This is a genomic window from Chitinophaga sp., from assembly GCF_036566945.1.
Taxonomy (GTDB): domain Bacteria; phylum Bacteroidota; class Bacteroidia; order Chitinophagales; family Chitinophagaceae; genus Chitinophaga.
Genome location: NZ_DATCVJ010000945.1, coordinates 20468 through 34415, shown reverse-complemented (window position 1 = coordinate 34415; position 13948 = coordinate 20468). Strand labels below are relative to the sequence as shown.

The window sequence follows — 13948 nt, the reverse complement described above, 5'->3', positions numbered from 1 at the left end:
AGTAGATAGATACAAACCGCTGCCACCGCCGATGTACTGGTTACCGATGGAACCGTAACTGGCGCGCAGTTTACCGCTGGTCAGCCAGTTGAGCCCTGCTGCTTTCAAAAAATTTTCTTCTGTAAACCGCCATGCTGCAGAGGCCGAGGGGAAAGTACCCCAGCGGTAGCCATCACCAAAATTGGAAGTGCCGTCACGACGTACGTTGGCGGCGAGAATATAACGGTCCGCATATACGTAGTTGATCCGGCCGAAGAATGATTGTAAGGCACTGGAATAATTATAGCCGGAAGCACCGGGATTCAGGGTAGCCGCATCGATGATGCGCATGTCTACTTCATTGTTCACTATTCCCTGCTTGGAAGCAGCGTAAGAAAGTCCTTTGGTCAGCTCTGCTGAAATACCAGCTAAGGCAGTTACGTGATGCCGACCAAATGTTTTATCAAAATTGAGTGTGTTCTCCCACACGAAATAATTGTTCCAGCTGGAGGAGTTGCTGACCGTATTATAGGTGCTGTAGTCGAAAGGATTGAGGAAATACGATGGCGTAAATCCTTTAGAGAGGCCACGGGCAATGTCCAGTCCGAAGTTGCTGCGGAAGGTGAGCGGATCAACGATCTTCACATCCAGTGCTGCACCGGCTTTGATGGCGATACCCTCCCATACACTTTGTTGCATGCGCTCTACCTGGGCTACCGGGTTAGGCTTGTTGGAATAGAGGATACCGGCGTATTGAGAGTAAGGATTATTGGCTTCATAGCCATCCATGATGCTGCTGAAAAAAGCGGGTGTGCCTTTCAGGTTGTTGCGGTATACCGGTGTGATCGGATCTGCCGTCATGGCGCTGAAAATGGTACCGGTATAGGGATTGTTTTCATCCACATTACGGCGGCTTTCATAGATCAGGTTCATGTTGGTGGAGAGTTTTACACGGGGGCTGATATCAGCGCCTACATTCGTTCTCCAGGAGATACGTTCATAGTCGGAGCCTTTCACAATGCCTTTCTGTTTCATATAACCTGCGCTGGTAGCGTATACCAGGTTCTTGCCGGCGCCACTTACACCAATGTTATAGCTTTGTATAGGTGCATTGTTCTGCATAATTTCTTTCCACCAGTCGGTGCCATTGGGGCTACCGGTATTATCGCTGACGAATTTGAGCAGTTGGGTTCTTTTTTCTTCTGTATCCATACTGGTAGGTAAGGGAGACCCTCCGGCGGTAGCGGCTCTTTGCTTATAGGTCATGAATTCGGCTGCATTGAGCATTTCCGGGCGTTTCCAGGCGGATTGTACGCCGGTGTAGCTATCGAAGGTGACACGCATTTTCTGATCGGTGCGACTGCCTTTGCGGGTGGTGATGATTACTACGCCGTTGGAGGCCCTGGCGCCATAGATAGCGGCAGTAGATGCATCTTTGAGGATGTCCATTGATTCAATATCGTTGGGATTGAGCCAGCCGATATCTGTTTGTGGCAGGCCGTCTACGATGTACAGGGGCGTATTGCTACCATTGATAGAACCGATACCGCGGATACGTACTACGGGCGGTGCGCCGGGGCTACCGCTGCTTTGCACTACGGTAACACCGCTTACTTTACCCTGCAGGGCTTCAGCGGCATTGCGTACCGGCACGTTGCGCAGGTCTTTTCCACCGATGGAGCTGATGGCGCCGGTCACATCTTTTTTCTTCTGGGTACCATAACCGATCACGATCACTTCATTAAGGCCGCTGGTAGATTCTTCCAGCACAATGCGTAATGGTTCATTATTGTTTACGGTTACTTCTTTGGGTTCGAAGCCCATGTAAGTCACTACGAGTACGGCTCCTGCGGAAGCGGATACAGAGAAGTTACCTGTTGCATCGGTGATGGCGCCCTGGCTGCTGCCTTTTACTTTCACAGAAACACCGATGAGTGGGGTGCCTTTGGCATCTTCCACGCGGCCGGTTACCTTATCGGCAGCGGCTTCTGTGCGTGGGGAAATGATGACCAGGTTTTGGTCTACGATTTTATAGGCCATAGAACTATCGAGTACACGGCTCATAATTTCGGTTAACCCGGCATCCCGCACCTGCAAATCGATTTTACCCAGCTTCCGGATGGAGTTATAATTGTAAAAGAAGCGATAGTTGCTTTCTTTCTGGATCTTTTCAAAAATTTTGTCTGCATCCGTCTTTATGAAAGACAAGGTGAACTTTTCCTGGGAAAAGACAGTAGCGGAAGCATGCAGGCAGGATATCAGCATCACAACAAAGCATAACTTCATAATGAGGAATAGTTTGAGTGTCTGGCGGAGCGCATAGGATGCCCTGCCAAATCTTCTTTTTTTCATAGATTTGTTTTAGAAAGGTTTGTAAAGAAGGGTGTAAGTGAAGTTTCGAAGCCTGCTTACCCCTGTTGATACACATAAGCCTTTTAAGGGAAGAGTGAACGCTCTTCCTTTTTTTTACCTTATCAGGTGCTGCAGTTGTTCGCGTGTGTTTGCATTACAGGTAATTTTTGGTTTGATAAAATGTTGACTGTTCGTTATTATTCAGATAGATAGATGTGTTGTTGTTCTATCCTGTAGTGAAATGGTGTAATCATTTGCAGCAGTCCGAGTGCTTTGCCGATGTCCTCTTTTTCGAAAACGCCGCTGAGTATTTCCGTCTTCATACTTTCTTTTTCAAAAGAAATGGTGACATTAAACTGCCGTTCCATTTTCCGGGCTACCTCTTCAAACGTTTCATTCATGAAGGCCAGTTTCTGGTCGCGCCAGGCGGTTTCCATCACTAGACTGGTATCTTTGGTGCCGATGAGGCCCTGTACCTGGAAACGCACGTGCCCCGGCGTATCCGGTTGGGTGGCGGCTTTGGGCTTCACGGCCAGCACCAGCTTTTCATGCGGCAACAGGACTACTTTTTTCTCCGGGCTGTTGCGCATGATCACCTGTACCTTCCCTCCTATCACGGTCACCTCGGAGTTGTTGTCGTCGTCGTATGCTTTGATGTTAAAGGAAGTGCCCAGTACATGCACATCCAGGTTGTTGGTATGCACGATAAACGGTTTGGTATCATCCTTTACCACATCGAGAAATATTTCTCCCGTAACATTTATACTACGGTTGGTACGACTAAAATTGGCATCATAACTCAGTTTACTGCCGGCGTTGAGCCATACGGTGGTCCCATCCGGCAACAATGCTTTTACGGTTTTGCCCATGGGTGCTACCAGTTGTTGTATGCTGGCGGCCAATGGCACCTCTTTGTGCTGATGCAGTCGCTCCCATCCTATACCCGTTACCGTTAGTACCCCTATCATGGCTGCTGCCGCCCACCAGAAGGCGGGTTTGCGCAGCAATGGTGTGCGTGCCGGGGCGAGTCGGGGCGAGAGCTGCTCCCATCCGGTAGCGGCAAATGCAGCTTCGGCGGCGGCATCGCTGTTGCCCACGGTTTGGATAATGCTGGCCAGCCGGGCAGCAGCAGGATCTTCCGCCAGCAGCTGTTCCAGTTCTTCCAACTCTTCTATGGTGGCTGCACGTCCTGCTTTTTTCGCCAGCAGTGCAGCTATTCTTTCTGATTTCATTTATTTCCAGATAGGATCTGCGTATAAGGACACCGATCCGGAGTGGATTCCCTAAAAGGAGGGTGTGTTTTTTTTGTCTTTCTCAGGATTATACTGATTATACTGATTTTCCGGATTTTTATCTTTTGATTATTTGATTAAAAAAAGATTAGCGAAGACTAACAATACATTTTGTTAATCTTCGCTAATCTTTTTTAATCCTGTAAAAACAAAATCTGGAAAATCAGTATAATCAGTATAATCCTGGGAAAGACAAAATCCGCGTGGTCAGCAGTGTTGTGTGCTGTTGCCAGGTACGGGGGCAAAGGCTTGCAGCTGCATCGCCAGCTTTTTCATGGCAATCGTTAATTGTGCATCTACTGTTTTGGGAGAGATACCCAGGATACCGGCTACTTCTTTATACGATAGTTCGTCCTGTTTTACCAGTTTGAAGATGAGCTTACATTTAGGCGGCAATTGCTGGATAGCCGCCGCGATGGCCTGTTGCACCTCATGTGTGAGCAGCAGTTGTGCTGTATCTGCTTCGAGGCGGAAATGTTGCACATGAAGCGCGTCGAGGTCTGTTTCCGTGAAGATGGTGGCTTTACGCAGGTGGTTAAGTGCCGCATTTTTGACCGCGACATAGAGATATACTTTTATTTCGCTGATCTTATCGAGTTGTCGCCGTTTTTCCCACAGCTTCACAAATACATCATTCACGATCTCTTCTGCCTGCTGCCGCTGTTTCAGAAATGCAAAAGCAAACTGGTATAATCTAAAGACCTGCTGCTGATACAGCGCTTTAAAGGCCAGTTGGTCGTCGTGAAATTGTATGCGATAAAGTAACTCCTCCATGGTCACGTGCATACCACAAAATAAAATTTTTCTGATAAACGACGCTACTTTTTAATAAAAAATATTAAATATAATTTCTTTCACAATAATTATACAAAACAAAAACCCCGTAGCAACGGGTGCTACAGGGCTTTGCGCTTTTAATGGTTGTGTTTTATTAAGTTTAAAATCTTTCGCGGTAAGTAACACTGACTATTTTACCAAATCCGGGATACTCATCTTTTTTCGAAAGGGCAGCATGGTTGACCAGAAAATCCTGCGCAAAATAGAAACTAAGGGTACCGCTTCCATATTCGGGATTAGCCGGATCGTAGGTAGCAATGCCCAGCCAATTGGCTTTATAAGGCGCCAGGTTGGTGGTATTGGGCACACCATTTATGTCGCCGTTATAAATGCCTTTGCCGCCGGTGAACTGATGTTGATCCAGCCAGGAAATTTTGCGGTTGCCTGCATCAAATACCTGGTAATACTGATCGGGGAAGTCTTTATGTACGGCATATACTTTCGTATCGGTGCCGTAAAAGAGCGTACCGTAATTTTTGTCTATGGTAAAGAAAACCGCTTTATTAATATCAGGCGCTGTGATTTTCGCCATAGAATTTTGGGTCACCACACTGCGTGCATCGAAGGTGAGCAGCCAGTAAGCGCCTGCAGGGTCACGCATTACAGCATAGGTCAGGTCCAGGTAATCCATGCTTTTCATCCATACCAGGTCCATGCCTACATTGTCAAAATCGAACAGGGCAGTACCTGTAGGTGCAGGAATGGGTGTACAGTTGCCATCTCCGGGATAACTACGGACAAAACGTTTTTTATGGACGTCAAACAGGACGGTATGTTCTGTCCAGCTATAGCCAAAAGCTCTTCCTAAAAAAGGAGCGGCTACAAAGTCGCCCTCACCCACTACCTGGTTCATATTGGTGACATAATACTCGTAGGCATTTCTTTCATAGAAATTTCCTTTCCCGTCCTGGATGTAGCAGTTTTCATAGTCTACCGATCCTTCTCCGTTACCTACAAAACCAGGTGCAAAGGTGGTACTGTCCGGCGGTATCAGGAACTCATTGCGAACATTCCATTTACCGGTGGTGAACATATAGTCGCTTCTTAACTTCCAGGTACCCTGCTCGGTACTGAGGTATATCCATGACCGGTCTGCGACGGATAATTTAGCGGCATGAAAAAGCGCGGGTACCGCGTTATAGGTATAGGTATAATGGTATGCGATCTTACGTGGTCCTTTGAGGGGTTTAGGTAAATCCGGCGACTGCTCGAGGATATTACGCACCAGGCCCACTTCTGTGTTGGCATACGTGATCATATCCAGTTGTGCATTTCCTTTTACATCACTCAGTACCAACCAGCCTTCATAGGTAGCGGAACCTACCACCAGGTTATTGGTATGTTGTGTAAATATCTGGTTGCTTTTTCTATCCCGTATTTCCAGGTAAAGACCGTAGCGGCCAACGGGCACCAATACTTTTGCGGCCAGTACACGGGCGGTACTGATTACCACTGCGGTGGTGAGGTTTTTGGAAGAATCCGGCAGCCCAATGATCCATTTGTAGCCATACAAAGTAGTATCATCCAATGCGCCCTGGTCCATGGTACGTTTTATTACCGGTGTGAGTTTCAGTGAATCAAACTGGTTAATGAAAATGGAATTGGGCAGTGTGTCGATTTGTATTTCATTGACTTTTTTATAGTCGTAGTTGCCCAGATCTTTATAGCAACCAGCGCATAGCACGAGGGCGAACAGGGCTATTATACCGGGCAGACTGAATATTGAAAGCTTCATACGTTAATTTTTCCTGATTAATAATAAAGTGGCTATTCGCAGGCGGAGCCACCACCGTCGCTGGACTCCATTTCAAATACTTCACCGGTATCATCATCCAGATCCATCACCGGATGATTGGCTTTTCGTGCTTTAGCCAGGTGGCAGTTATACACCACCGCGAGGCCAAAAATATAGCTGAGGGGCGGCTGATTTTCCAGCAGGGAAGGCAGCGGAATTTCCAGGTCTGTGATTAGCATTTTCATTTTGGTAAGAGAGAAAGCACCAAAGCAATAGTAACCGATGCTGTTACTTCCCTGCCACCAGGAAGGTTGCGGCAGGTTGTCGGCCACTGCAAAAGTGCGCATCAAAGTAGTTTTGTATTTATCGGGACCTGTTCTCACCAACGTATGAAAATAATCAGTGCTGAATGCATCATTGCTTTCCAGTAGTACGGTGAGGAACAGGTATTTTTTGCGGAGTATTTCATCACGATGCACAGTAATGGGCACCGATATAGATACCTTGCCATGGGGCATTACACAGTCCTCCGGCTTAATCGTATACTCGTTGGCAGGCAACGTGCTGGACCCCACCACGGAGAGTTTGAAAGGCCGGTCGTGTCCAACGGTGTCGCCCATAGCAGATACCGTCATCAGTATATTCAATTCTTGTGACTGGTCATCGAAGAAACCGAAATTGGCGTACAGTGTATCCATCGCTGCGGTATCTATCGCCGTATTGGAAAAGGAAGTATAGGTAAACAACCCGTCTTTATCTTTCACTCCTGAATACAGGCGGGACGGAGATGGGGAGAAGTAAATATTGTTACGAGCCTGGTACTCCATCAGTCCTGCTTTTTTACAAGCAGGGAAAGAGATGATGCCGAGTAGCAGGAGCCATATATATGCGATATTTTTTTTCATTTTCCTGGATTAATAGGTGAATAAATCAGGGTTGGTGTACAATTTTCTCTTCATCCGGCAGGGGCACCACATATTGTGTACGGCTCATTTTCACAGTAGCGCTGGTCGTAGTGGTGGTTTGATCAGGAATAGATGCGGTGTTCATTCTTTTATAGTAATAAAACAGCTGCCCTTCTCCATAAAATTCACGTCTGTATTCCCTGGTTAGTTCTGTTGTAAGGTTGGCGGAAGGCAGTACCGCCTGTGTATTCCTGGCTATTCTCAGGGTGCTCAGGTATTGTATGCCCGTTGCTTTATCTGGTGCTGCTTCCGCCGCAATCAGGTAACATTCTGCTGCCCGCAAAATGGGCATCATGATATTAAGTTGGCTATCGCCCCAGTAAATGGGTACATATTTAAAGAAGCATTTGCCGGAGCTGGAGCCATCTGGCGGAGCACTCCATATGGCTGTTTTGATACGAACATCGGATGTTTCCGTATAAATGCCGTTGAGGATATCCAGTCGTGGCGCCAGGATAGATGCCGGTTGCAGGGCATAAGAAAACAATTCGTTATAGACCAGCGGCAGCTTAATATTTTCCAGCTGAAATACGCAATCTCCCAGCAAAGAAGGATCTGCTTTTACATTGGCATCCGTGGTGCCGGTAAAAGGAAACCGCAGCGGTTGTATGGCGATGACTTCCTGTGCGGCAGCTAATGCGCCCGCCTTATCGCGGCGGTACAGCAACATCCTGGCTTGTAATGTTTTGGCGGCATAGTAGTTAAAGCGTGTTTTACGGGACGAGGTAAAAAGGTGGCTGGTATCTCCCCCTGGACCATAAGTGATAACAGGATCTTTGGCCAGTAACACCAGCGATTTATTGATATCTGACTGCAGACTGTCCATCAGGTCATTTGCCTTCAAATACGGCCTTGCCATCAGGGACTGGTAGCTATAGTAAGGAATGGACATGTTGGCAGAGTCGTTACTCCCATATACAGGGCCAAATAAACGCAAGGCATCAAAATGCAGGAAGGTGCGTAATGCCAGGGCTTCTCCTTTGATCAGATTATAATTATATCCGCTGAAAAGTTGTTTTTGTGTATCTATGTTATCCAGGATCAGATTTATATTGGCGATTTGCCGGTACAAATCAGACCATACACCTTTCATTAATCCCTTCGTATTCGATTCGGTATAATTATACAGGGCCAGGTCACGGTAGTCGTAATTACTTCCCTGAAAGTAGCGTTGCGCCAGTATTTCAGGAATCAACATATTCATTTTGCCACCGTACATATCAAAGGTGGTCATAGAAAGATATACCCCGTTCAACTGGTTCATATACCCTGCTTCACTGGAAAAGGCATCTGTGAGCGGCAACCTGGTCTCCGGCTTTACGTCCAGGTATTTATTACAGGCGCTGGCGCCTCCTATTATTAATGCTGCCAGGCATATCTGTTTTAATATCTTGTTCATAGCTTTTGGTTGATATTCCTTAAAATGTAGCATTCACCTTGAAAGAAAAAGAACGGGCAAACGGGTAGTCAATACCGCGTTCTCTTTCAATATTCGATAACCGGAAAATGTCATTCATATAGCCGGTGATATTCAGCCCCTGTAGCTTCAATACTTTCAGCCATTTGGACTGGTAAAAATTATAGGAGGCCGACAAGGATTCGCCGCTCAGGGTATTTTCTGTTTGTATAAACCTGGACGACATATAAGAGCTGTTCCATCCTGCCGCAGCGCCTTCCATATAAGTAAGATTCGGGATGCCGACAAATTGTGCCTGATCACCGGGCTGTTTCCAGCGGGCATATAAAGCCCTTTTATCGAGGTTGCCATAGTATACCTGTTGACGGGTCAGGTTTTCTACTTTCCCGAACAATGCATTATTGAATTGTTGCGATTGCCACATATAACGCATGACCACATTTACAGACAATCCTTTATACTGACCAGACAACCCAATGGCGCCCTGCATCAGCGGCATGGAATTACCTACTTTTACGATGTTGGCTACATCATAGTTATAGGTCAGTTCTCCATCTTTTGTCAGAAAAACTTCTCTTCCGGTGGCAGGGTCTATACCCATGGAACGTACCGCCCAGAGGTCGTCCGGATGTCCGCCATCTTTATAACGTTGCAGGTTCTGACTTATGTTTTCGTAATCCTGGAATGAGCCGGACTTATCGTGGCTCACCGCATTCTGGTTTTGCCGGTTGAGCAAATCCAGCGCATTGCCCAGTCCTCCGTAAGTAGTACTTTCCCGTTTACCCATTACATTGATGCGGAGCGAGATGCGGTCTTTCGGTATATCAATCACCGCACCTGACACTGTAAAATCAAATCCTTTGGTGCGGGAATTTCCTACGTTAAACATTACGTTGTCGCTACCGGTAGACGGTGCATTGCCGATATTTACGATCAGCGGATCGGTGAAATTATTATACACATTTGCCACGAATGAAATACGTTCTTTCAGCAGGCGCATATCTAACCCGATCGTTTTCTTCAGCGTTTTTTGCCAGGCCAGATTGGTGTTTCCCCAGCTATCTACTTTAGTGCCCAGTCCAAAAGAGTTCACGATACCCTGGTTATACATCAGCGTAGTGAAAGAATTATAGGAAGCAAAGTTTTGGTTACCCGGATTACCGATACTACCTCTTAATTTGAGATAGTTAATCCATTTCACCGGTTTTAAAAAAGACTCGTTGTGCAGGTTCCAGGAAACGCCTACGGTCCAGGTATCGGTATATCTTCTGCTGGCGCCAAAGATGGAAGATCCGTCTTTCCGATAATCAAAGTCCATCATGTATTTGCGGCGCCATCCATAATAAGCATTTACAAATCCGCTAACAGAGCGGTTTACAGCCGATGTATAGCCGGGTGTACCTCCTTCCGGATAACCGGAACCAAAGGCAGGTGAAATTTGTGTGATGGCCGGGAAGCCCGTCATCATATAGCTATTCATGATATTTTTACCGCCATCAAAATAAAATCCCGGCACAATATTCAGTTCATGTTCATTGTTCCATATTTTACCATAGCTGGCCTGCAGAAAGCCCTGGTAGTTGAACCGGCGCATGCGGGTATTGTTGTAGCTACCGCGTTGTGCCACTTCTTTCTCACTGAACTCCTCCATTTCCGGTGAGTGATATACTTCCCGTTCATTGGTACCATAGGTCATGGCAAACTTTGCCTCGATGCGGAACTGATCGGTGATCATGTAGTAAGACTGCAGCTGGTTTGTGAATTCAATATCCTGTGTCTGGTCTTTTTTAGGTAAGCGGGCCTGGTATAACGGATTCCATACATATACATTACCATCTGTATAGAGATCCTGTCTTACTTCCAGGTATTTATCCATCGTAGGTTTATAGTAAGGGATGGTATTTACATAATCGGCAAAGCTGCCATATTCCGATTCTTTTGCGGTAAATGTATTCAGCAAAATGCGGTTGGAAAAGGAGAATTTTCCGGGACGATATACCAGGTCCACATTGGCACTGGCGGTATTGCGTTGGGAGCCTTTCATCACGCCGGGCTGATCGCGGTATTTGGCGCCGATGCCATATCTGAATTTGGTATCGCCTCCATCTGCCTGCACAGCATAAGTATTGGCCAGCGAGGTTTTACGGATAGGATATCCCATCCAGTAAGTATCCACACCGCTTAATACATCGGTGAGGTGTTTGTTGTATTGTTGCTGCAGTTTATTGTACTTGGAGGTATTATCCATGTTGACCGTATACAAATTGGTGAGCCGTTCGAACTCCAGTTTTTCTGCCGCATTCATCATATTATAGTCGCGCAGATCAGCAAAAGAGGTGGTGTTGTCTACCGTTAGCGACAGGTTCATTTTTCCGGGACGTGGTAATTTTGTTTCGATCACAATAACGCCGTTGGCAGCTTTAGAACCGTAGATGGCGGTTGATGCGGCATCTTTCAATACCGTCACGGCCGCAATGCGGTTCATATCCAGGGCGATGACTGTTTCAATAGACGTTTCGAAACCATCGAGGATAAACAATGGCTGATTGGGATCTTTGGAAAATTTGTCGACGGTACCAATGATACTCGACTTCCCCTGGATCACCATATTAGGCATGGTGTTGGGGTTGGAGCCGGCCATGTTATTATCGATTACAATAAATGCCGGGTCGAGTGATTTCAGGCTTTGCAGGATGTTCTGATTGCCTACGGTGTTCAGTTGTTCACCAGTATAGGTGGCGGCATCGCCGGTAAAACTTTCTTTGCGACGGGTGAAGATACCGGTGGTGACCATTACTTCGCCGATGCGTTGTGTTTTACGTTGGAGGGAGATGTTAAAAAAAGATTTACCTGCCACCGGATGCTCCTGTGTTTCATAGCCCAGCATGCTGCATACGAGGATGGATTTCGGATCTGCGATGAGCAGTGTAAAATCTCCTTTTTCATCTGTGATAGCACCACGGGGTGTACCTTTCACGCTGATGGTCACACCTGCGAGCGGTGTTTTTTCGTCGCCGGTTACATGTCCGCGAACAGTGACTTGTTGCGTAGTTGCAGTCACGGGTTCTGCAACGCTTTTGCGGATAAACACTGATTTATCAGCATCTACCAGTTCATAGATCAGTGGTTTACCGGCGAGGCAGGCGGTCAGTGCTTCGCGCAGTGACACGTTGTGCAATTCCAGTGTAATGGGTTGCATGGTACTGAGCAGTTGCTGATCCCAGAAAAAAGCATAGCCGGTTTGTTTTCCGAGTGCAGTGAACACTTTGTCCAATGGCATTTTCCGGACATTTAAATTTACCTGTTGCGCGGAGGTAGCAGCGCTCACCTGTAGCGCGGCAGCCAGCAACAGCATGGCAGTCATCTTCATAACCGACAACATTTTGGTTGGCGAAAAATTCATTTGGTTGGTTTTTGATTTTTAACGATTCAGTGCATGCCGGGCATAGCTATAGCGATACCATTGTATGAAGGCAATGCGCTGAATGCTTTGGTTGATATTATTACAATGCCTGGTCAGGGCATTATAGTGATTACCCGATTTGTTTGTTTAATGTTAACGCCACTTTTACGCAGGAACTGTATCAGTGTGGAGAGTTGTGTATTCCTGCTTAGAATTCCTCCGAACTGCCGGTCCGGCACCTCTCCTTCGTATCTGACTTCTACATCGTACCAGCGTGCTACCTGTCGCATGAGTCCTTTCAGGCTGGTAGCATTCAATGCCAGCAATCCGTTTTTCCAGGCGGTGACCTGTTCTATATCTGCCGGGGCCAGGGATAAAGTACCTTCTTTTACGATGGCCATATTTCCTGGTGTCACCAGGGTATGTTGTGCCTGATACGCTACTTTAATGCTACCGTTTACCAGGGATGTTTGTTGATTTGGTTCATCGGCATAGGCCATGATATTGAAGGCGGTACCCAATACCTGTACAGTAGTTTTGTCGCTTTGAACAATGAATGGTTTATCTGCATCGGGTACTACTTCGAAGTAGGCTTCTCCGCTGAGTACTATTTTTCTTTCTTTACCGGTGAAAGCCGTTGGATAATACAGCGAGGAGGCTGCGTTAAGCCATACGCGGCTACCATCCGGCAAGAGCAGCTCATATTGTCCGCCTCTTGGCGTGGTGAGTGTATTATAGGTGACTGTTGCAGCGTTGCCGTTCGTATATTTTAATTGTCCCTGTTGCTGTATAATAGACGTTTTTCCCTGCGGGATTACTTTGCTGCTGCTATCCAGCTGGACGACTGAACCATCGGCCAGTGTCAGCAAGGCCTTGTTGCTGCCTGCTTTTATGACGTTGGCCATAGCGGGGGTATCTTCCGGAGATTTTATACCAGACCAGTACCAGCTACCCGCAACCGCCAACAGTAGCAGCACTGCGGCGGCGGCGGCATAATACATCCAGCGTATAGGCTTGTCTGTTATCAGCTCTGCTTCCCGTGTCCGGATCTTTTGCTGAATGTTTGCCAGCAGTTGCTGATCAGCGGGCCTGTCAGTGGAAAAGTGCAGTAATTGCTGTTCATAATTTTGCAGCAGCCATTCGTAGTCGTCTGCCGAAGCTGTTCTAATAGCGGTCGCCAATGCGTTTTCTTCTGCGGCAGAAAGGGTGCCGGCCAGAAATTCGCCGATTAAAAGGGTAATATGATCTCTTTGCATAGCCATTGTCGATAGTAAGACGGACGACTGCAACGAAAGCACTCCTTTGTTTCAAAAAATATTTTTAGTGGATCTGGCGGAAGCAGTAAAAAAGCAGCAGTACTATAGGCACATCCATATCTGCATTGGCTTTCAGGTAATTTTTCACAAATTTCACGGCATCATATAATTGTTTCTTTACCCCGAACTTGGTTATTTGCAGGGTGTCTGCAATTTCATCGAGGGAGAGGTCCTGTTCATGCCGCATGGCAAAAATCCTTCTTTTCTGATCGGATAACAGGGAGATGGCACGTTGTGCGATGTTGGTGTATTCCCGGAAATAACTATTATCTGCGACTTCTTCATGTTGCAGTGGCTGTTGTTCTCCCAGCGTATGCACTAACTGCTGCTGCAGTTGCTGGCTGCGGTGCCAGTCGCGCAGGCGGTTGCGGGCCATCATAAAAAGATAAGCCTGTATGGCATGAACGGTAACGAGCATGTCTCTGCGTAGCCAGAGTTTAAAAAAAACATCCTGTATCACCTCATCGGTATCCTGTTTGGAAAAGCCCGTGAGCGGATAAATAAACAGGTGTAACTTTGGCTGATATTGGTTATAAAGCGTGGCGAAGGCTTTTTCATTGCCCTGCGCAATCCGCTGTATTAATTCCTGTTCACTTAACGGACTAACCATTTTGTTAGTTTTTTTGCACCCCGGCTATTCCCCGGGGGACCT

The 13948-nt window shown here is 46.8% G+C and carries 9 protein-coding genes; all 9 read right to left on the bottom strand.

The window, feature by feature from the left end; genetic code table 11:
- Window positions 1-2331: SusC/RagA family TonB-linked outer membrane protein (locus tag VIP81_RS28455; RefSeq protein ID WP_331969604.1), on the bottom strand; the 2331-nt coding region annotated here is incomplete at its 3' end.
- A gap of 197 nt (window positions 2332-2528) precedes the next feature.
- On the bottom strand, window positions 2529-3563 hold the full coding sequence (locus VIP81_RS28450) for a FecR family protein (RefSeq protein ID WP_331969601.1): 1035 nt from the start codon (window positions 3561-3563) through the stop codon (window positions 2529-2531).
- Window positions 3564-3830: 267 nt separating this feature from the next.
- Entirely contained in the window at window positions 3831-4409 is a 579-nt protein-coding gene (locus VIP81_RS28445; protein ID WP_331969598.1) for an RNA polymerase sigma-70 factor, read from the bottom strand.
- Window positions 4410-4560: 151 nt separating this feature from the next.
- Window positions 4561-6195, bottom strand: a complete 1635-nt coding sequence (locus tag VIP81_RS28440) for a PKD-like family lipoprotein (protein ID WP_331969595.1) — start codon at window positions 6193-6195, stop codon at window positions 4561-4563.
- 32 nt (window positions 6196-6227) lie between these two features.
- The gene (locus VIP81_RS28435; protein WP_331969592.1) at window positions 6228-7100 is read right to left on the bottom strand and encodes a DUF4843 domain-containing protein; all 873 of its coding nucleotides are present in this window, start codon (window positions 7098-7100) and stop codon (window positions 6228-6230) included.
- Between the two features lie 25 nt (window positions 7101-7125).
- Window positions 7126-8559 (bottom strand): RagB/SusD family nutrient uptake outer membrane protein, encoded by a 1434-nt coding sequence (locus VIP81_RS28430; protein WP_331969589.1) that lies wholly within the window; start codon window positions 8557-8559, stop codon window positions 7126-7128.
- Between the two features lie 19 nt (window positions 8560-8578).
- Window positions 8579-11980 carry a SusC/RagA family TonB-linked outer membrane protein gene (locus VIP81_RS28425; protein ID WP_331969586.1) on the bottom strand — a complete coding sequence of 1134 codons (3402 nt, stop codon included), beginning with the start codon at window positions 11978-11980 and terminating at the stop codon, window positions 8579-8581.
- A gap of 113 nt (window positions 11981-12093) precedes the next feature.
- Window positions 12094-13236 carry a FecR family protein gene (locus VIP81_RS28420; RefSeq protein WP_331969582.1) on the bottom strand — a complete coding sequence of 381 codons (1143 nt, stop codon included), beginning with the start codon at window positions 13234-13236 and terminating at the stop codon, window positions 12094-12096.
- A gap of 64 nt (window positions 13237-13300) precedes the next feature.
- A complete protein-coding gene (locus VIP81_RS28415; protein ID WP_331969579.1) occupies window positions 13301-13906 on the bottom strand; it encodes an RNA polymerase sigma factor in 606 nt (201 codons plus the stop codon).
- Window positions 13907-13948: the final 42 nt, after the last annotated feature.

What these genes read in the sequence shown, in the direction of transcription:
- VIP81_RS28450 (WP_331969601.1), bottom strand. Translation starts at nt 3,563, where the DNA reads ATGAAATCAGAAAGAATAGCTGCACTGCTGGCGAAAAAAGCAGGACGT.
- VIP81_RS28445 (WP_331969598.1), bottom strand. Translation starts at nt 4,409, where the DNA reads ATGCACGTGACCATGGAGGAGTTACTTTATCGCATACAATTTCACGAC.
- VIP81_RS28440 (WP_331969595.1), bottom strand. Translation starts at nt 6,195, where the DNA reads ATGAAGCTTTCAATATTCAGTCTGCCCGGTATAATAGCCCTGTTCGCC.
- VIP81_RS28435 (WP_331969592.1), bottom strand. Translation starts at nt 7,100, where the DNA reads ATGAAAAAAAATATCGCATATATATGGCTCCTGCTACTCGGCATCATC.
- VIP81_RS28430 (WP_331969589.1), bottom strand. Translation starts at nt 8,559, where the DNA reads ATGAACAAGATATTAAAACAGATATGCCTGGCAGCATTAATAATAGGA.
- VIP81_RS28425 (WP_331969586.1), bottom strand. Translation starts at nt 11,980, where the DNA reads ATGAATTTTTCGCCAACCAAAATGTTGTCGGTTATGAAGATGACTGCC.
- VIP81_RS28420 (WP_331969582.1), bottom strand. Translation starts at nt 13,236, where the DNA reads ATGCAAAGAGATCATATTACCCTTTTAATCGGCGAATTTCTGGCCGGC.
- VIP81_RS28415 (WP_331969579.1), bottom strand. Translation starts at nt 13,906, where the DNA reads ATGGTTAGTCCGTTAAGTGAACAGGAATTAATACAGCGGATTGCGCAG.